The 18,624-nt window shown below is 63.6% G+C and carries 15 protein-coding genes and 2 tRNA genes; 7 read left to right on the top strand and 10 right to left on the bottom strand.

The window, feature by feature from the left end:
* Nucleotides 1–31 precede the first annotated feature (31 nt).
* The gene (locus LB519_RS09670) at nt 32–1,696 is read right to left on the bottom strand and encodes an ABC transporter substrate-binding protein (RefSeq protein WP_013532183.1); all 1,665 of its coding nucleotides are present in this window, start codon (nt 1,694–1,696) and stop codon (nt 32–34) included.
* A 289-nt stretch (nt 1,697–1,985) separates the two neighbouring features.
* Between LB519_RS09670 and LB519_RS09665 the strand changes: the two genes are divergently transcribed.
* From LB519_RS09665 to rbsK, 3 genes are read left to right on the top strand one after another with little or no spacing between them, the layout of a single operon-like run.
* The gene (locus LB519_RS09665) at nt 1,986–3,044 is read left to right on the top strand and encodes an ABC transporter ATP-binding protein (RefSeq protein ID WP_224619647.1); all 1,059 of its coding nucleotides are present in this window, start codon (nt 1,986–1,988) and stop codon (nt 3,042–3,044) included.
* Between the two features lie 21 nt (nt 3,045–3,065).
* A complete protein-coding gene (locus tag LB519_RS09660) occupies nt 3,066–3,518 on the top strand; it encodes an RbsD/FucU family protein (protein WP_027162392.1) in 453 nt (150 codons plus the stop codon).
* Between the two features lie 4 nt (nt 3,519–3,522).
* Complete coding sequence (gene rbsK, locus LB519_RS09655; RefSeq protein WP_224619645.1) at nt 3,523–4,452, top strand: ribokinase; 930 nt, start codon at nt 3,523–3,525, stop codon at nt 4,450–4,452.
* A gap of 145 nt (nt 4,453–4,597) precedes the next feature.
* On the opposite strand, the gene LB519_RS09650 is transcribed toward rbsK, so the two are convergent.
* A tRNA-Asp gene (locus tag LB519_RS09650) sits at nt 4,598–4,674 on the bottom strand.
* A gap of 216 nt (nt 4,675–4,890) precedes the next feature.
* Between LB519_RS09650 and LB519_RS09645 the strand changes: the two genes are divergently transcribed.
* Nucleotides 4,891–4,966, top strand: a tRNA-Val gene (locus LB519_RS09645).
* Here the strand turns inward: LB519_RS09645 and LB519_RS09640 are convergent.
* The 6 genes from LB519_RS09640 to LB519_RS09615 form a co-directional block, all read right to left on the bottom strand.
* Entirely contained in the window at nt 4,954–5,637 is a 684-nt protein-coding gene (locus tag LB519_RS09640) for a GNAT family N-acetyltransferase (protein ID WP_063167794.1), read from the bottom strand. The two genes, LB519_RS09645 and LB519_RS09640, sit on opposite strands and share 13 nt — an antisense overlap.
* Nucleotides 5,634–6,404, bottom strand: coding sequence for an SDR family NAD(P)-dependent oxidoreductase (locus tag LB519_RS09635; protein ID WP_063167795.1), 771 nt, complete (start codon nt 6,402–6,404; stop codon nt 5,634–5,636). The genes LB519_RS09640 and LB519_RS09635 overlap by 4 nt, the downstream gene beginning before the upstream one ends.
* A gap of 13 nt (nt 6,405–6,417) precedes the next feature.
* Nucleotides 6,418–7,413 (bottom strand): ABC transporter permease, encoded by a 996-nt coding sequence (locus LB519_RS09630; RefSeq protein ID WP_063167796.1) that lies wholly within the window; start codon nt 7,411–7,413, stop codon nt 6,418–6,420.
* Nucleotides 7,414–7,558: 145 nt separating this feature from the next.
* On the bottom strand, nt 7,559–8,599 hold the full coding sequence (locus LB519_RS09625; protein WP_013532176.1) for a sugar ABC transporter substrate-binding protein: 1,041 nt from the start codon (nt 8,597–8,599) through the stop codon (nt 7,559–7,561).
* A 39-nt stretch (nt 8,600–8,638) separates the two neighbouring features.
* Nucleotides 8,639–9,403, bottom strand: coding sequence for an ATP-binding cassette domain-containing protein (locus tag LB519_RS09620; protein WP_063167797.1), 765 nt, complete (start codon nt 9,401–9,403; stop codon nt 8,639–8,641).
* A complete protein-coding gene (locus tag LB519_RS09615) occupies nt 9,400–10,566 on the bottom strand; it encodes an ROK family transcriptional regulator (RefSeq protein ID WP_063167798.1) in 1,167 nt (388 codons plus the stop codon). The genes LB519_RS09620 and LB519_RS09615 overlap by 4 nt, the downstream gene beginning before the upstream one ends.
* A gap of 221 nt (nt 10,567–10,787) precedes the next feature.
* On the opposite strand from LB519_RS09615, the gene LB519_RS09610 reads away from it, so the two are divergent.
* Both LB519_RS09610 and LB519_RS09605 read left to right on the top strand, forming a co-directional pair.
* A complete protein-coding gene (locus tag LB519_RS09610; protein ID WP_063170211.1) occupies nt 10,788–11,966 on the top strand; it encodes a M24 family metallopeptidase in 1,179 nt (392 codons plus the stop codon).
* The gene (locus LB519_RS09605; RefSeq protein WP_063167799.1) at nt 11,953–13,182 is read left to right on the top strand and encodes a M20 family metallopeptidase; all 1,230 of its coding nucleotides are present in this window, start codon (nt 11,953–11,955) and stop codon (nt 13,180–13,182) included. The genes LB519_RS09610 and LB519_RS09605 overlap by 14 nt, the downstream gene beginning before the upstream one ends.
* A 49-nt stretch (nt 13,183–13,231) precedes the next feature.
* Here LB519_RS09605 and LB519_RS09600 read toward each other — a convergent pair whose 3' ends face one another.
* Nucleotides 13,232–14,536: a M23 family metallopeptidase gene (locus LB519_RS09600; RefSeq protein WP_063167800.1), complete on the bottom strand. Its 1,305-nt coding sequence runs from the start codon at nt 14,534–14,536 to the stop codon at nt 13,232–13,234.
* A gap of 150 nt (nt 14,537–14,686) precedes the next feature.
* A complete protein-coding gene (locus LB519_RS09595; protein WP_224619643.1) occupies nt 14,687–15,154 on the bottom strand; it encodes a peroxiredoxin in 468 nt (155 codons plus the stop codon).
* Nucleotides 15,155–15,249: 95 nt separating this feature from the next.
* Between LB519_RS09595 and LB519_RS09590 the strand changes: the two genes are divergently transcribed.
* Nucleotides 15,250–18,624: a DUF3971 domain-containing protein gene (locus tag LB519_RS09590; protein ID WP_027162384.1), complete on the top strand. Its 3,375-nt coding sequence runs from the start codon at nt 15,250–15,252 to the stop codon at nt 18,622–18,624.

The raw sequence follows: 18,624 nt of genomic DNA, 5'->3' as shown, positions 1-18,624 counted from the left end.
GCGCCCCCCCCCCCACGGTTCATAGGCCAGCCTACATGCCGAGCGAAGCTTTGTAGAGCTTGATCTGGTTGTCGCGGCCGATCTGGTCGGTCAGCTTCTCCCATGCCGCCGCGATGGCGTCGGCGCCTTCCTGCGCCTTCATCTTGCCCGCGAAAGTGTTGGCCAGGATGTCCTCGGCGGCGCTGTAGTACTGGAAGATGCCGGGGATGCGTGGCTCGATCGCCGCGTTCGGATGGTTGTAGCTGTCGGATTCCGATTTGAGGTAGGAGGTGATGAAGGCCTCGTCGTAGCCGGCCGCCACCCATTCGGGAATATCGAAATGCGAGTTGCGGTAAGGCTGGAAGCCCGACGGATACATCGCCGTCCAGATCGACAGGTCCTTGCCGCCGAGATGGGCTGCAGCGGACCATGCCGCCTTCTTCTTCTTTTCGTCGGCATCGACGCGGGCCATGACATAGACGCCCCAGCCGAGATAGGCGCAGTTGGGCGCATAGTTCGGGCCGCTGGCGAGCTTGTCCCAGGCGCCGGTCTTCGCATTGTAGACATCGTCCGAGCCCGGCAGGATCGAGAAGCCGGTGACGTCGCCGACGACGGAAGAGTCGTTGGTCTTGACGTTGGAGCCGACGTCGCCCCACCAGGTGACCATCGAGCCGGTGCCGGCCAGGAACTGCTGGAAGGCGGTCGTGTTCGGATCGGCGTTGATCTGGTCGGCGGGTTCGGAGGGCAGCGCGTCGATGACGTCCTGGATGGCGCGCACCCAGGCCGGATTGTTGACGCGCGGCTTCATCGTGTCGGCGTCGAACAGCCAGGCCTTGTCGTCGGGGTGCTTGGCATAGGCGGTGGCGCGGCTGCCAAGGAAATAGAAGCCGAAGCCGCCCCAGGGCTTCGGCGCGTCGAGATAGCCATAGACGTCCTGGTCCTTGAGCTTCTTGCCCTTCAGGAACTTGGTCACCGCCTGAACCTGCTGCCAGGTCTTCGGCACGCCCCATTCACCTTCGCCGCCGCCGTCCTTCCAGGCCTTGGCGAGGTCGGCATCGGCGAACACGTCGGTGCGGTAGTTGAAGTTGTGCGCGTCGCCGTCGACGGTCACGCGGTATTGCTTGCCGTCCCAGGTGCCGACCGGCGGCTTCAGATAGCTGACCAGATCGTCGAAATCGATCTGGGTCTTGACCCAGTCGGGCATTTCCGACGTCAGGCCCTTGCCGCAGACATCGCCTTCGAACGGCGCGCCCATTTCGATGATGTCGAAGTCGACGGTCCCGGTCGCGATCGACTGCTGCAGGCGGGCGTTGTAGTCGGCCTGCGCCAGGTCGATCCAGTTGATCTTGGCGCCGGTATAGGTCTCCCATGGCTTCAGGAAGCCGCGGAACAGCACATTGTGCAGGTTCTGGTTGTTGAGACCCATGAAGGTCAGCTCGACGCCGGCGAATTCGCCTTCCTTGACATTGGCCTTGGTGGCTTCGAGGCAGAGTTCACCGACCTTCTGGAAATCGGCGTCCGTCGGCTGGCCTTTGCCGACGCCGGGGATCTGCAGGATTTTTGTGCGCAATTCGCTTGCCGCGGAGGCCGGGCGCGTCAAGGCGCCAAGTCCGGCGCCGGATGCGGCTGCGATCGCGGCCATGCTTGCCGCACCCTTCAATATGTCGCGCCTTGTGGCGCCGGCTCGAACCAGTTTGTCGTAAAGACCCGTTCTCATCGCCTATTCCTCCCAGAACATCAGTGTGAATAAATCGGCCAACTGTCGGACGCCGGAGCGCCAACGATGCTCCCGTTTCGGAAACGAATTAGGCAGGACCCCACCCTGCGTCGATTGAAGTTCCGATTGCGGATCGGGCACCGACATTTTGACCAGCGCCTGCCACTATTCTCACAACCCAACGCCGTGTCAACGAGAGCGGGTTTTTATCTATAAGGGACCGACTTGCCCTGGCAGGTCGCGTTGGTTAGCTTCTGCGCCTACGGCTAATGGAGCCGATGGGGGAGACATGGCGCAAGTCGCGATCAGCAAGGTGGCCAAGGCCTTTGGAACGGTCAAGGTTCTGCACGAAGTCAGCGTCGATATCGCAGACGGACAGTTCGTGGTGCTGGTTGGCCCTTCGGGTTGCGGCAAGTCCACGCTGCTCAGGATGGTGGCCGGGCTGGAGACCGTCTCCGCCGGCACGATCGCCATCGGCGACCGCGTCGTCAATCATCTGCCGCCGGCCAAGCGCGACATCGCCATGGTGTTCCAGAACTATGCGCTCTATCCGCACAAGACGGTCGAGCAGAACATGGCCTTCGCGCTCAAGCTCAGGAAAACCGATCCGGCCGTGGTCGCCGAGCGGGTCAAGCGCGCCGCCGACATCCTCGACCTCAACCCCTATCTGAAGCGCTATCCCCGCCAGCTTTCCGGCGGGCAGCGCCAGCGCGTGGCCATGGGCCGCGCCATCGTGCGCAATCCGCAGGTGTTCCTGTTCGACGAGCCGCTGTCCAATCTCGACGCCAAGCTGCGCGTGCAGATGCGCACCGAGATCAAGGAACTGCACCAGAGGCTGAAGACCACCACCATCTACGTCACCCACGACCAGATCGAAGCCATGACCATGGCCGACAAGATCGTCGTCATGCGCGACGGCCGCATCGAGCAGGTCGGCGCGCCGCTGGAACTGTTCGACCGCCCGGCCAACCTGTTTGTCGCCGGCTTCATCGGCTCGCCTTCGATGAACCTGCTCAAGGGCACCATGCGCAAGGGCGACAAGCCAGGGGTCGAAATCGCAGGCACGCTGTTCCCGATCGGATCGGGCAATGCCGCGCAGGACGGTAAAGCGGTCGTCTATGGCGTGCGACCGGAGCACCTCGAGATCCATCCCGACGGGGTGCCGGCGAAGATTTCGGTGGTCGAGCCGACCGGCTCGGAAACGCTGGTGTTCCTGCGCTTCGGCGAAGGCGAGATGGTGGCGCTGTTTCGCGAGCGCCACGACTTCAAGCCGGGCGATACGCTGAAGCTGAAGCCAAGGCTCGACCAGATCCATCTTTTCGACGCAGAGACCGGCAAGCGTCTCTGATCTCAACTCACGAGGAATACCATGCTCAAAGGCATCAACCCGCTGCTCAATGCCGACGTGCTGCAGGCATTGCGGGCAATGGGGCATGGCGATGATCTGATCATCGCCGACACCAATTTTCCGTCCGATTCGGTGGCGCGCCAGACGGCGCTCGGCCGCGTGCTGCGCATCGATGCCTCGGCCGCGCAAGTGGTCAAGGCGGTGCTGTCGCTCTACCCGCTCGACACGTTCGTCGACGATTCGGCCGCGCGCATGGAAATCGTCGGCAAGCCGGACGAGATTCCTGCAGTGCAGAAGGAAGTGCAGAAGGAAGTCGATAAGGCCGAGGGCAAGTCGTGGCCGATGATCGCGGTCGAGCGCTACGCCTTCTACGAGCGCGCCAAACAAGCCTATTGTGTCATCCAGACCGGCGAACGCCGCTTCTATGGCTGCTTCGCCTTCCGCAAGGGCGTCGTGCCGCCGGATGCGGAGTAGCGGCATGGCTTCGGGCAAGCCGGTCGTCATATTGGGTGTGTTCGTCGCCGACACCGCCTACAGGGCGCAGCGGCAGCCGCGCATGGGCGAAACGATCCTCGGCACATCCTTCGCGCTGGGTCCCGGCGGCAAGGGCTCGAACCAGGCGGTGGCCGCCGGCAAGCTCGGCGCCGACGTCACCTTCCTCACCCGCCTCGGCGTCGATCCCTTCGCCGACATGGCCAGGCAGACCTGGGCGCAGGCGGGCGTCAAGGATGCCGTCATCGACACGCCGGAAAGCTACACCGGCGCGGCCTACATCTTCGTCGAGGAGACCACCGGCAACAACGCCATCATCGTCAGCCCCGGTGCTGCCATGCTGATCTCTCCAGCCGATATCGAAGCCAATGCCGCATTGATCAGCAATGCCGGCGTCTTTGTCACGCAGCTCGAACAGCCGATCGAAGCAGCCATGCGGGCGTTGGAGATCGCGCGTGGGGCAGGGGTGACGACGATCCTCAATCCGGCCCCTGCGGCAAAGCTTCCCGACCGCATCTACACGCTCTGCGACTACTTCACACCCAACGAGACCGAGACGGAGGAACTGACCGGGATGAAGGTGTCCTCGGTCGACGAGGCGCGAGCCGCTGCGGACAGTCTGCTCGAAAAGGGCGTCGGCACAGTCATCGTCACGCTCGGCGACAAGGGCGCGCTTTTGCACTCGAAAAATCGCTCCGACCATGTTCCAGCCGTCAGTGCCGGCCCGGTGGTCGAAACCACGGGGGCAGGCGATGCCTTCAATGGCGGGCTTGCGGCAGCACTTTCGAGGGGCGTGGAACCGCTGCAGGCGGTGCGCTTCGCTTGCGCCGTCGCCGGAATCTCGGTGACCCGGCCAGGGACTGCGCCATCCATGCCGACGCTGCAGGAGGTCGAGGCGCTGCTGGCGAGAGGATGATCTTGCGCGGCAAGACGTCTGCACGGGCCGAACGGACCTGAGTGACCTCAGGTCTCTTGGACCTCAGGTCTCTTGCAAGACAACATTTTTGACAATCAATGTCGACATTTCTCCAAAGCCAAGGGCTTGATACCCTTGAGAGAAATGGCGCGAGTGACGGGGCTCGAACCCGCGACCTCCGGCGTGACAGGCCGGCACTCTAACCAACTGAGCTACACCCGCGCATGGCGAACACGTGTCAGCCGTGTTCGTCGTTGGGGCGCTGGATAAGGGGTTCGCCACCGGGTGTCAAGCGCACCAAACCATCATAACAGCAAACAGGAGAAGGTTTTTTGACAGCCGGCGTTTTGTTGGCAAAACCGGCATCCAACCAGGGCGTCCTGCGCTCATTTGGCCTTGCGAAGCGGACCCTGACCGCTTAAAGGTCCGGCCCGGAGCGGGCGATTAGCTCAGTTGGTAGAGCGCTTCGTTTACACCGAAGATGTCGGCGGTTCGAGCCCGTCATCGCCCACCATTCACACGATCTCCGGTGCGCACGATCTCCGGTGCGGTTGTCAGCCGTTTGGCGACATAGATGCTGTGGTCCGGCAATCCCGGCTCCCGCAACACCGCGAATCCGATGGCCCTGTAGAAGCGCAGCGCGTTGTGATTGTCCGGCATCACTTCGAGGCAAAGCCCGCGTGAACCGAGCGCGGCGAGCCTTTGCTCGAGAAAAGCCATCGCCCGCCGGCCGATGCCTTTGCCACGCGCTTGCGACAAAAGGTCGATATGACCGTGCGAAGGGTAGGCAGCCAGGGCCGGCGGAATGGTGAAGTCGCGATGATGGATCTGGTGGCGAGCCCAGTCGCTGCCGCTCCAGCGTGCGCGGTCGGGTCCGGGATCGGTCACCTGCGCGCGAAGGCGCGGATACCACTTTGCTGCCAGGCCTGCATTGAAAGCCTTTGTGTCTTTTGCACCCAGCAGATAGCCCGCGGCGCCCGTTGGCCCATCGACGATGAAAGCGAGGTCGGGCTCCAGCACCTGGTAGGGGATGGTGTAGATCTGGCCCAACAGATCCGGAGCGTCTTCGCGACCGGTTGCATCCTGGCCGGCATCACCGGTCTTGAGGCAGATCATGGCAAGTGCTGGATGGTCGGCCTCGGTCGCCTGGCGCAGGAAGAAGCCATCGCCGAAATCGATGATCATGGCGGAACGAGCCGGAAATCGCTGCCTTCGGGCAGCAACTGGCCACCATCGACGACGATGGTCGTGCCGGTGATGTAACTGGCATCGTCCGAGGCGAGGAACAGGAAGGCATTGGCGACGTCGCGCGGGCTGCCGAGGCGGCCAAGCGGGATGGAATCCTCCATGTTCTTGATGAACGCCTCGCCGCGATGCAGCTCGATCGCTTCGGTCAGGATGTTGCCGGGCTCGACGCCGTTGACGGTGATGCCGTAGCCGGAGAATTCCAGTGCCGCGGCGCGGATGAAGCCGTTGATGCCGGCCTTGCTGGCCGAATAGTGGCCATGGCCCGGGCTGGTGACATGCGGACCGGTGATGGAGGAGGTGTAGAGCATGCGGCCGAAGCGTTGCGCCTTCATCGGCACCAGGGCCGCGCGGCTGGCATTGAAGGTGCCGCGCAGATTGACCGCCATGACGCGGTCCCAGTCGTCGGCGCTGGTGTTCTCGATCAGCTGCCAGGGATAGATGCCCGCATTCTGCACGATGATGTCGAGACGGCCATGCTGCTTCAGCGCCAGCGCCACGGCGGCCTTGGCGTCGCTCATTTGCGAGATGTCGGTGCGGATGAAGGGGACGCCCAACTCGCCAGCGGTCGCTTGCCCGGCCTCGACTTCGGTGTCGGCGAGCACCAGCCGCGCCCCCTCTTCGGCAAAGCGGAGCGCAATGCCCTTGCCGATGCCGCGGGCGGCGCCGACGATGAGCGCCACCTTGTCTTTTAGCCGTCCTGTCATGCGAGCCGTCCTGTCATGCGAGTCTTTGGCGAATGGTTTGCTTGAAGGCGTCGAGCAGCACCGCGGCCAGCACCAGCAGGCCATGAATCACCTGGGTGAAATTGGCCGGCAGGCCCATCAAATTGATCGCCGTGTTGATGGCCGAGAGCAAAAGCACGCCGGCATAGACGCCGGGGAGGGTGCCGACGCCGCCTTTGAGGCTGACGCCGCCGATGACGACCGCGGCGAAGGCGTTGAACAGCAAGCCGACGCCGAGATTGGCGGTGGCGCCCGACGTGCGGATCGCCAGCAGCCAGCCAGCCAGGCCGGCGATGGCGCCGGCGAGCACGAAGGCGATGATGAGATTGCGGTTCACCCGGATGCCGGCGCGGAAGGTCGCCGTCTCGTTGCCGCCGATCATCACCAGATGCCGGCCGAGCGGCGTCTTGGCCATGATCAGCGAAAAGACCACGAAACAGCCAACCGCGATCCAGGCGGTGAGCGGCAGGCCGACAAGGCGCTGGATGCCGAACCAGCGGATGGCCGGCGCCAGGTCCTGCGCCGAGCGGCCGCCCGACACGACCAACACGAGGCCGCGCACCCAGATGTAGGACGCCAGCGTGATGATGAAGGCGCTCATCTTCACCTTGACCACCAGATAGCCGTTGAAGGCGCCGATGAGACCCCCGACTGCCAGCGCCAGCAGCAGCGAAACCGGAACCATCAGCCACTCGGGATGCAGCTGCACGCCCATGCCGATGCCCGACGAGCAAAACAGGATGCCGACCGCCATGGCGCTGAGCGCTGCGACGGATTCGACCGACAGATCCATGTGACCGGCGATGATCACCAGCGCCAGGCCGATCGACATGACGCCGAGCACGCTCGAAGCCTCGATGATATTGGCGAAGATGCCGAGCTGAAAGTAGTTCGGGACGAAGATGGAGAAGACCACCAGCACGAACAGCAGCATGAACCAGACGAGGTTGTCGAGTACGAACTCCAGGGCTTTGCGTGTGCGCGGGTTCATGGGTTGATCCGGTTGGCGCCCCCGCGAAATCAACTCGATTTCGTCGGGTTCAGGCGCGGATTCAAATTCGCCACGGCATCCTTTCGGACGCGGCGGTGTGAAAGGCAGGCTCCGGGCCGCTACGGCCCGGAGCGCTTTCAGATGACTATTCGACCGACTTGACGGTGTCCGTCGGCGGCTTCTGGTTGCCCCAGAAGGCCGGATTATCGACGTTTTCCTTGGTGATCGCTGCACCGGGGATCTTGATGTTCGGACCCCAGGCTTCCTTGGTCACGGTCGATTTCAGGCCGAGCACGTCGTATTCGCCGGGCTTGATTTCCTGCTTCTTGACGATCTTGTCCATGAACATGGCGACAGCCGCGGCCTGCGCGTAAAGCGGCTGCTCGATTTCGGCGTTGAGCCAGCCCTTGCGGATCAGGTCGAGGCCGACCGGAGCGCCGTTCGAGCTCATCAGCATGACGTCGCCCGGCTTCTTGCCGGCCGCCTCGAGCGAGGCGACGGCGGCGACCGATAGGTGCGCGGCATGGCTGAAGATCAGGTCGATGTCGGGGTTGGCCAGCATCTGGTCGGCAACGATTGTGCCGGCATTGCTGGCTTCCCATTGCATGGCCGGAAGCGAGATGATCTTGACGTCCGGAAATGCCTTCATCTTCTCCTCAAAACCCTTCTGGATGTCGAGCGTGTAGGGATCGCCGGGGTCGCCGAGCACCTGCAGAACCTTGCCCTTCACCGAGCCGTTCTTGGCTTTCAGCAGCTTCTCGGCCTGATCCGCGGCGACGTAGCCGATCTCGACCGTTCCGGCGACAGAGGTGAAGTCGGACGGGGTCGAGGTGATCTGGCGGTCGAACTCGACCACCGGGATGCCGGCGGCGCGCGCGGCTTCGATGGACGGTTTCAGCGCATTGAAGTCGACTGCAGCCAGGATGATGGCCGCCGGCTTCAGCGCGATGACATCGTTCATCTGCGATTGCTGGGCGTCGGTCTTGTTGTCGGCGTTCAGCGTCTTCATCTCGTAGCCGGTCTGCTTCAGGAACAGTTCCAGCGCGCTCACCGAGCCGGTCTGGAACTCGTCCAGCAGGGTCGGCACCATATAGTAGACGATACCCTTGGACTGGGCGAATGCCGGCGTGAGCGTGGCAAAGGCCAGTGCAAGGATACCGAAGACAGCAAGAAGTATTCGCTTCATGTCGTTCGCTCCTCTTAAGCCGGACCCCTCTTTTGTCCCTCAGCCTGTCGGTCCGGCACCGGCAAGCGTCTCACCGGTGATCATGTTGATCACCGCGTCGGGACTTGTTTTATTGCGTGCGACATCGCCGGCCACGACGCCCTGGCGGATCACCACGATCCGGTCGGCGACCTGAAAAGCCTGCTGCATGATATGGGTGATGATGACGACGCCGATGCCCTGGTTGGCCACCTGGCGGATCATGTCGAGACCGCGCCGCGTCTGTTCGACACCGAGGGCGGCGAATGGTTCGTCGAGCAGCACCAGCTTGCCGCCCCAGTGCACGAAGCGGTTGAGTTCGATGGCTTGCCGCTGGCCGCCCGAAAGATGCTCGACATTGGCGCGCAGCGAGGGAATGCGGGTGCCGGCATTGGCCAGCGCCTTTCCGACGACGGCTTCCATGGCGCGCTCGTCAAGCACGGGAATGCCGAGAAACTTGCGGGTGATCTCGCGGCCCATGAAGAAATTGGCGACCACGTCGACGTTGGTGCACAGCGAGAGATCCTGGTAGACGGTCTCGATGCCGGCCGCCTTGGCCTCGGCCGGTGATTTGGCGAGGAATTCCTTGCCCTCGAACAGCATGCGGCCCGATGTCGGCTCCAGTCCGCCTGATATGATCTTCACCAGTGTCGATTTGCCGGCGCCGTTGTCGCCCAGCAGCGCCACGACCTCGCCCTTGTCGATCGAGAAGCTGATCCCCTTGAGCGCTTCGATCGCGCCATAGTTCTTGGTGACGTTGTCGAGCACCAGCAGGGGTTCACTCATGCCGCAATCTCCCTGCCTTTGAGAAGGTCGCGCTCGCGTTCGCGTTCGGCCGCGAACATCTGCCCGAAGCGAGGTGACAGAACCCCGGAAACCGCCAGGGCGGCGGCGCCGCGCAGCACGGAATGCTGTCCGCCGCGCGCGACCACGACCCTGGGCGTCGTGCGGTCCTTGCGGGCCGAGACGGAGTTGTGCAGGCCTGCGGCCGAACCAGCCAGCATTTCGAGCAGGTCGGTGGATGCCAGCCCGCCGAGGATGACCGTCTCCGGGTCGAACAGGTTCTCGATGACGGCGACGGCGTTGTGAAAGATCGGTGCGACTTCGGCCACCCAGTCGGCCTCGCTGCCGTTCCAGCGCCGGAGCGCCTCGAGCGACAAATATCTTTCGAGGCAGCCGCTGTTGCCGCACGGGCAGGCCTCGCCGCCGGGAATGACGGGAATGTGTCCGATCTCGCCGGCATTTCCCCAGGCGCCGCGCAAGGCGCTGCCGTCATGAACCATGACGCCGCCAAGGCCGACGCCGAAATAGAGATAGTAATATTCGGAAAACTGGGCGCCGAGGCCATAAAGGCGCTCGCCCATGGCGGCCGCGGCCATATCGGTTTCAAAGAAGGCCGGCAATCCGGTGGAGGCCGCCAGCCGTTCGCGCAGCGCGACATCCTTCCAGCCGGTCATGGTGGTCGGCCCCACGAAACTCATGGACTCCACGTCGAATGGGCCGGGCAGGGCCATGCCGACCCCCAGCACCCGTCCGCCAGCCCGCAGCCGGGTCAATTCCACCACCATCGCCCCGATCAACTCGAAGGCGCGGTCCGGCGTCGCGTTCGGCGCTTCGCGGTAGATGCTCTCGATCACGTCGCCGCTCAGATTGATCAAGGCGGCGCTGATACCAAGCGGAGTGATGTGGATACCCACGGCATAGCCGCCCTCGGGGTTGATCCGGAGCGTCGCCGGCGGCAGGCCGCGCCCCCTCGGCTCTTCGCGCAGCGACAGGATGTAGTCCTGATCTTCCAGTTCGCGAACGATGGTCGATACCGTCTGGACGGTGAGGCCGACGCGCCGGGCGATCTCGCCGCGCGCGATCGGCCCGTGCAGGCGGATGGACTCAAGCACGATGCGCCGGTTGTATGGCCGCCCGAACTCCTGATTGGTCCCCCGCAGTGCCATGCCTTGCGCCCCTTAGGAGAGGATAGCTTGGCACCGCTTATTTATTCAGTCAAATGGAATTCAAAAATAAATGATAATGAAACACAAATCTTGGGAAGGCCGGGTATGGACGTACCCGATTCAGGACCTGCCCACACGCCGCCCTGGCCGATTGCCGCCATGGCGAAACCTCTTCAATGGTGAGCGAACCCGCGACCGTTGATGACAAAGCAGGAGCAAAGATGATCGAATTGCCGTTTGCCCGCGACGAGTACCGACAGCGGCTTCGCAAGATCCGCACCGAGATGGCCAAGCGCGGTCTCGAGCTTCTTGTCGTCAACGACGTTGCCAACCAGCATTACATCACCGGTTATGACGGCTGGTCGTTCTACACGCCGCAAATGGTGCTGGTTCCAATCGAGGAGGTCGAGCCGGTCTGGATCGGGCGCGCCATGGATGCGGCCGGCGGTCTTCTGACAGCCTGGATGAAACCGGAAAACGTGGTCGGCTTTCCGGAAGACCATGTCCAGCGAGGCGATCGCCATCCCATGGACTGGATTGCGAACTGGATTGTCGCCAAGAGCTGGGGGAGTCGCCATATCGGCATCGAACTCGAAGCCTATTATTTCTCCCCCAAGGCGCACGCCCGGCTTGTCGCCGGACTTCCCAATGCAAAATGGCACGATGCCGACCTGCTGGTGAACTGGATCCGGGCGGTCAAATCGGCGCCGGAGATCGCCTATTTGCGCAAGGCATCGACGCTCGCCGAAGCTGCCGTCACGCGAGCCTTCGAGGTGATCGCGCCGGGCGTTCGCGAATGCGACGCCATCGCCGCCATCCAGGCGGCGCAGATCGCGGGCAGCCCGGATTTTGCCGGCGACATCACAGCGCTTCCGCCGACAATCCTCGGTGGCGAGAATGCCTCGGCGCCGCACATCATGTGGAGCGACAGGCGGTTTGGAGAAAACGAGACGATTGCGCTGGAACTTGCCGGCGTTTGCCGCCGCTATGCCGCCGGCCTCGCCAGGACCATGCAGCTTGGCAAGACGCCGACAAATGTCTCGGATACCGCCAAAGCGGTGATCGAGGGCATGGACGCGGTGCTCAACGCGGTCAGGCCGGGAACGACTGCCGAAGCGGTCGAAGCTGCCTGGCGCAAGGTCATCCAGCGCTACGGACTGAAGAAGGAATCGCGCATCGGCTACTCCATCGGCGTCGCCTATCCGCCGGATTGGGGCGAACACACGATCAGCCTCAGGCCGGGCGACAAGACGGTGCTTGAACCGGGCAACGTCGTTCATTCCATCCTTGGCATGTGGATGGACGGCTGGGGCATCGAGGTCAGCGAGACCATCCTGGTCACCGAAACCGGCCACGAGACCCTGACGAAGTTCCCGCGAGAGATCCATGTCAAATCCTGAGGGTTCGGCCACGGCGGGTGGTGTTGCGAAAACCGTGACGACCGATATCGACGCCGGAATTCTCGACCGGATGATCGAGGTCCGTCGCCATCTGCACCGCAATCCCGAGCTTTCGAACCAGGAGGCCGGCACGCAGCGTTACCTCAGGCAGATGCTGGTGGATCAGGGAATCGTCGACATTCGCGACGTCGCCGGCTTTGGCCTTGCCGTCGATATTGTCGGCGCCGGCAGGCCGTCAAATCGAAAGATCGCCATTCGCGCCGACATCGATGCCTTGCCGATCGAGGAGGAGTCCGGCGTCGATTATGCATCGACGAATCCAGGTGTGATGCATGCCTGCGGTCACGACGCCCATGCATCGATGGCTTTCGCGGTGGCCGCGCATCTTCACCAGTCGCGGGACAGTTTTGGCGGTACCGTTCGCCTGATCTTCCAGCCGGCGGAGGAGGACGAACCGTCGGGCGGCAAGCGGGTGGTGGAAGAGGGGCTTCTCGACGACATCGACGCCGCCATCTGCGTCCACGTCGATCCGTACACACCGACCGGCAAGATCGCCGTCGGCTCCGGTCCCTACACTCTGGCCTGTGACACGTTCGATGTGGCCGTCATCGGCTCGGCGGCACACGCGGCAAAACCGCATGAAGGCGTCGATGCGTTGGCCGTGGCTTGCTCCCTGGTGAGCGAATTGCAGAAGATCGTTTCGCGCGAGACCGATCCGTACGATCCGCTGGTGATTTCCGTGACTGCCATCAATGGCGGCAACGCCTACAATGTCACAGCCGGCAGGGTCACGTTGAAAGGCACCATCCGCAGCGGCAGCGATGCAACCCGCGAGCGGGCCTGGCACCGCGTTCGTACGATAGCCGAGGGTATGGCGACGAGCCACGGCGCGCGTGTCGAGGTCGACATCCACAAGGGCGAACCCGGCGTCGTCAACGATGTCGAGATGACAGAGCTGATCGCCGCCAGCGCCAAGGCCTGCATCGGTGCCGACAACGTCCTCAACACGCCCGGATGGACGATCGCGGACGACTTTGGCTACTACAGCGAGAAACGTCCTTCGGTCTATTTTCGGCTGGGAATCCGGAACGAGGAGATCGGATCGGTCTTTCCGCTCCATCACGCCCGGTTTCGTGTCGACGAGGCCGCGTTGAAGGTCGGCGCGACCACCCTGGTTGCGGCAGCGACGGCGTTTCTGTCTACGGGAGCGCCTTAGTCAGCCATCATGATGGTCATCGGCGCATGGGGCAGGAGCCTGGGATCGCTTACAGATACTGGGCGACCTTCTTGCCGACCGTGAGGAAGCGCAAGGGATCGATCGCTTCGCCATTGTGGCGGACTTCGTAGTGCAGATGCGGGCCGGTCGAGCGGCCGCTGCTGCCGGTCTTGCCGATGACGGCGCCGGCGTCCAGTTTCTCGCCGACGGTCACGTCGATCTCGCTGAGATGCCCGTAACGTGTCGCAAAACCATTGCCATGGTCGACTTCAACCATGCGGCCATAGCCGCCGTTCCAGCCGGCCTTGGTGACGGTGCCGGGCGCCGTGACCTTTGCGGCCATGCCGATCGGCGCCCTGAAATCCATGCCGGAATGCAGTGCCGCGGTGCCGAGGATCGGGTCGGTGCGCACGCCGAACGGGCTGGTGACGGAGTGGCCCGGCGCGGGGTTGGTCAGCGGCAGCTGGCGCGCTTCTTTCTTGAGATGGTCGAGCGCGTCAAGCGCTTCGTCCAATTCCTTGACCTTGCTGTCGAACATCATCGAACTGTCGAGCGGGATCAGCGGTCCGCCGACGTCGCTGTCGCCCTTGCCGAAGTCGCTGTCGACGGGCAGTCCGGCCGCCTCGAGCGCCTGGGTGATGGCATCGGCGCTCTTATAGGCATTGTCGGCAAGCGTGCTGATGCGGGTCAGTTGATCGCTCTCGATGGATTTCAACGACTGGTTGATCGAGACGAAGAGCTTGTCGGCACGATCGGCGGCTGAATCATTGGGCAGCGGATCGGAGCGGGTTGACCACAGCGAGAACGGCCTTGTGTCGCCGGCGCCGAGATCGGCGCTCAGGCTGGCGACCGCATAATTCCGCGCGGGCTCCTTGATGCTGCCGGTCACTTCGGCGCGTTTGTCCGGCTTCGCAGCCGCTGCCGGATCTTCGGCCGGCGCTGCGCCGACCTCGCTCTCGGCGCGTTCGAGCAGCGGACCAAGGCGGCCATGACGCTGGCTCAACTGGCTCTGGCGTTCAAGCAGTTCGCTGACCTTGGTTTCCATCAGCTGCTGGTCGAGCAACTGGCGGCTGGTGATGCGGTCGACCTGGGCGCGAAGCGCCGAAATGCGATCTTCATAGGCTTGCTGCATGCGCGCCTGACGCGCCGTTGTGGCGCCGATCAAATCGTCGCGCAGCACGAGATAGGAGGTGGCCATGAGGTAGCCGACGGCAATGGCGGCCAGCGCCGAGCCGATAAAGGCCGCCAGCCACGGTCGGATCGTAAAATGCCTGATCTCGTTGCCCCGGGCGATGATGACCGTATGGGGCTCCTTACGCTTGCCGAAGACTGCGGACTGACCGGTTGCGTTCACGGGACCAAGCTTTCGTTTACGACACCACGACAGCTTGATTACACATTATTAGGGTTAACAAAGGCTTGCAGCGATAGCTTGCTCGCAGCGATTGCCCGCCAGGCGTGCGTAAGGTTGCAAGGGAACCTGGGCCAGCCTCGCCGGCAAACCTCAAAGCGCTCGAACGGCCTCGAGCACCTCTTCGGCATGGCCCTTGACGCGGACCTTGCGCCAGATCCTGGCGATCCGCCCGTCGCGGCCGATCAGGAACGTCGCGCGCTCGACGCCCATATACTTGCGGCCATACATCGATTTCTCGACCCACAGATGGTAGGCCTCGATCACCGTGCGCTCCTCGTCGGCGGCGAGGTCGATGGTGAGATTGTATTTCGACTTGAACTTGTCGTGCTTCTTGACGGGGTCGGGCGACAGGCCGATCACCACGGCGCCGGCCTTCTCGAACTCCGGCTTCAACTGCGAGAAGCTGATCGCCTCCTGCGTGCAGCTTGTTGTGTCGTCCTGCGGATAGAAATAGAGCACGATGGACTTGCCGGACGATGCGGCAAGGCTGACCGATCCGCCGCCGTCCCGCGGCAGGTCAAATTGCGGCGCAAGATCGCCTACGTCGAGGTCAGCCATACCGATGCCCTTGTTTGAGGTTACGCGCGAAGCCACACCGATATAGTGTCGGACGGGGATTCGTCCACGATCGAGTTCGTACAACGGAAAATTGCGTGGATCAGGAGCGACCGCAGCACGAGAAGATCCGGTTCAGGCGTGATGAGATCACCGACCTGGGGACCTTTCCGTCCGCCTGCCGTGTGCCGCCGCTTGGTCAGGCGTCGATCGGACGCGGTTTTCGCATCCTGTCGCGACTGTTCGCCGGTCTGGTCGCTTTCGTGCTGCTGGCCGCCGTGCTCGTTTATCTGGTTGGCGCCTCCGGCATCGGAGCCGACCGGCTTCGCGCCGAGGCGGAAACGGCGCTTGAGAAACTGGCGGGCGTCGATGTCAATGTCGCGGTCGGGCCTGCCCGCATCACGCTCGACGGTTCGAGTTTCATCGCGCTTCAGGTCAGCGACGTCAGCTTGAAGACATCAGACGGCAAGCCGATGGCCGATGCCGGCCGCGTGCGCTTCGGCGTGCGTCTGTTCCCGCTGCTGTGGGGAGATGTGCGGCTGACCAGCGCCAGGATCTCGGATGCCCGCATCGTCGTGGCGGCGATGCCGTCAGGCGGCGACTGGACCGCCGGCCTGCGCAATGCGGATGGCCTCATCGATCCGGAGAAGCTGTCCGCCGCGGTGTTCGGAAACATCAACCACGCACTCGATGCCGTGCGGGAGGATTCGCTGCGTCGCATCGATCTTCGCAATGTCGAATTCGTGCTGCCCGAAACCGGAGCGATCAAGCTCGTCAAGATCACCGACGCCACCGTCGTGCAGTCGGGACCGGGCGGCATGCAGTTTTCCTCGAAGGCAGACATCGACGGCAGGACGCTTACGGTTGCCGCTACCGCCACCCGTGATATCGCGGCGCACCGGGTCACGGCGCTGGATGCGAGCGTCGATCTGGCCGACACCGGCGCGGCCGCTGCCGGCAAGTTGGGACCCGTCGCGTTGAAGCTGACGGGATCGGAAGGGTTCGGCGTGAACGCATCGCGGCTGACGGCCGCTTTGTCATCGACGGGCTCTGTCCTCGATCTCGGCACGCGAGGATTGCTGGCGGCGGACGTCGATATCAATGCGACGCTGGTTGCTGGCAGCAACAAGGTCCAGGTCGACAGATTGCTGCTGAAGACCGGCCGCTCGACATTCGATTTCGCCGGTTCGATCGGGCCGAAGCCGGCAAGCGGAGCGGTGGGTGAAGAGCCCTCCTATCGCTACGACCTGACCAGCGACGGATCGTCGCTTGCGCCTTCGGAGTCGCCCGAGCCGGCGCTCACCTTCCTCGCCCGGATCGCCGGTGTCTACAACACGGTGAGCCACAAACTGGTCGCAGAGCAGATCGCGCTTCGGTCCGCCGGCTCCGGCGAGGTGCTTGGCACCGCCGCCGTGGCGTTCGTCGACGGCAAAGTGCCGGGGATCAATCTGGCGTTCAACATCCACGACATGCAGGTCTCTCACGTCAAGCAGCTATGGCCGTGGTTTTCGGCGCGCAATGCCCGGCTCTGGGTGCTGGCCAATCTGTTCGGCGGCCGTGTCGTCGACGCCAACCTTCAGTTCCAGGTGGTGCCGGGCCGGCTCGGCAACGGCGTGCCGCTTTCGGCCGATGAGGTGTTCGGCCGGTTCCAGATCGAGGGATCGCGATTCGACACCGCCGGCCGCATCCCGCCGATACGCGACGCGGTCGGCGTCGTCGGTTTCCACGGCAACGATGTCGATATCTCGCTCTCCTCGGGCACCGTCTACATGCCCAGCGGCCGCACCGTGGCGGCCAGCAACGGCACGCTGACGGTCAAGGCGGCGAACCGCCCGCCGGTCGTCGGCGCGCTCGACATCGATGTCGACGGCGACGCATCCGCCGTTGCCGAACTCGCATCCTACGAGCCGATCAACGCCATGCGCCATGTCGGCATTCTGCCGGAGGACCTGTCGGGCAGCGTCACCGGTCACGTCAAGGCGGATATTCCGCTGCAGTCCGGCGTCGACTCCTCGAAGCTCGATTGGTTGGTGTCGCTCGACTACACCGGCATGTCCCTGGCCAAGCCCTTCGAAGGACAGGTCGTGACGGATGCCGACGGTTCGATCACGGTCGACCCCGAGAAGGCGGTGATCTCCGCCAAGGCGTTGCTGAACGGCATTCCGGCCGAACTCGATCTGATCGAGCCGCTCAGGGATGAGGGGCCGGCGCGCAGCCGCAAGGTGGCCCTGGTGCTCGACGACAAGATCCGCGCCGCCGCCATGCCCGGCCTGAAGCCGCTGCTTGCCGGAACTGTGAAGGTGGCGATCGACAAGAACGGCAGCGGCGACCAGAACGTCTCGGCCGACCTGACCAACGCCAGGCTGGACATTCCCTGGGCGGGCTGGAGCAAGGGGGCGGGGGTGCCCGCCAACGTCACCTTCGTCATGACCAAGTCCGGCGACACCACGACGCTGTCCGATTTCAATCTCGACGGAAAGACGTTCTCCGTCGACGGCAGCATCGTGCTGGTCAATGGCGCCTTGTCGTCGGCGCGGTTCAGCAAGGTCACCTTGAACAGGGGCGACGACGTTGCCGTATCGGTGAAGCGGTCCGGCAAGGGCTATGCGGTCGACATATCGGGCAACGCGCTCGACGCCCGCTCGCTCATTAAGCAGTTCACCTCCGACGTCGACACGGCTACCAAGACCACCGGTTCCGATGCCATTTCCGTCAGCGCCGATGTCGACCGGCTGACCGGTTTCCACGACGAGCAATTGTCCAATCTGAAGCTCGACTACAGCGCGGCCGGCTCGCGGGTGAACGGGCTGAAGGTCAGCGCCACGGCCAGTTCAGGTGCGGCCATATCGATCAGCAACACGACCGGCGCCGGCCGGCGCACGCTCAACATGCAGTCCGCGGACGCCGGCGCCATCCTGAGATTCCTCAACATCTACGAACATATGGAAGGCGGCGTGATCACGCTCGCACTGGCCGGGCCGAGCGACGGATCGCTCAAGGGCAAGGTCGACACCAGCAATTTTTTCGTCGTCAACGAACCGAAGCTCGCCTCCATCGTCTCGACCACGCCGGCCGGCGACAACCGCAGCCTCAACCAGGCGGTCAAGGGCAAGCTGGACACGTCGCGGGTGAAGTTCGAACGCGGCTACGCCGAGATCGACAAGGGCAGCGGCTATCTGAAACTGGCCAATGGCGTGCTGCGCGGACCGCGCATCGGCACCACGTTCCAGGGGACGCTCTACGACCAGAACAACAACATGGACATGACCGGCACGTTCATGCCGGTCTATGGCCTCAATCGCATCTTCGGCGAATTGCCCATCGTTGGCGCGCTGCTCGGCAATGGCCGCGACCGTGGCCTGATCGGCGTCACCTACCGGCTCAAAGGCAACGCCAACAAGCCGTTGCTGGACATCAATCCGCTGTCGGTGATCGCGCCCGGAATATTCAGGTCGATTTTTGAGTATCGGTGA

The organism is Mesorhizobium sp. AD1-1, assembly GCF_020164655.1.
Taxonomy (GTDB): domain Bacteria; phylum Pseudomonadota; class Alphaproteobacteria; order Rhizobiales; family Rhizobiaceae; genus Mesorhizobium; species Mesorhizobium ciceri.
Note: the sequence above shows the minus strand (reverse complement) of the source record. Positions and strands in the feature narration are given on the sequence as shown.

Excerpts from the sequence above, each read along its gene's own strand:
- LB519_RS09670 (WP_013532183.1), bottom strand. The coding sequence starts at position 1,696 with ATGAGAACGGGTCTTTACGACAAACTGGTTCGAGCCGGCGCCACAAGG.
- LB519_RS09620 (WP_063167797.1), bottom strand. The coding sequence starts at position 9,403 with ATGAGTGAACCCCTGCTGGTGCTCGACAACGTCACCAAGAACTATGGC.
- LB519_RS09635 (WP_063167795.1), bottom strand. The coding sequence starts at position 6,404 with ATGACAGGACGGCTAAAAGACAAGGTGGCGCTCATCGTCGGCGCCGCC.
- LB519_RS09665 (WP_224619647.1), top strand. The coding sequence starts at position 1,986 with ATGGCGCAAGTCGCGATCAGCAAGGTGGCCAAGGCCTTTGGAACGGTC.
- LB519_RS09630 (WP_063167796.1), bottom strand. The coding sequence starts at position 7,413 with ATGAACCCGCGCACACGCAAAGCCCTGGAGTTCGTACTCGACAACCTC.
- LB519_RS09595 (WP_224619643.1), bottom strand. The coding sequence starts at position 15,154 with ATGGCTGACCTCGACGTAGGCGATCTTGCGCCGCAATTTGACCTGCCG.
- LB519_RS09660 (WP_027162392.1), top strand. The coding sequence starts at position 3,066 with ATGCTCAAAGGCATCAACCCGCTGCTCAATGCCGACGTGCTGCAGGCA.
- rbsK (WP_224619645.1), top strand. The coding sequence starts at position 3,523 with ATGGCTTCGGGCAAGCCGGTCGTCATATTGGGTGTGTTCGTCGCCGAC.
- LB519_RS09625 (WP_013532176.1), bottom strand. The coding sequence starts at position 8,599 with ATGAAGCGAATACTTCTTGCTGTCTTCGGTATCCTTGCACTGGCCTTT.
- LB519_RS09610 (WP_063170211.1), top strand. The coding sequence starts at position 10,788 with ATGATCGAATTGCCGTTTGCCCGCGACGAGTACCGACAGCGGCTTCGC.
- LB519_RS09605 (WP_063167799.1), top strand. The coding sequence starts at position 11,953 with ATGTCAAATCCTGAGGGTTCGGCCACGGCGGGTGGTGTTGCGAAAACC.
- LB519_RS09615 (WP_063167798.1), bottom strand. The coding sequence starts at position 10,566 with ATGGCACTGCGGGGGACCAATCAGGAGTTCGGGCGGCCATACAACCGG.
- LB519_RS09640 (WP_063167794.1), bottom strand. The coding sequence starts at position 5,637 with ATGATCATCGATTTCGGCGATGGCTTCTTCCTGCGCCAGGCGACCGAG.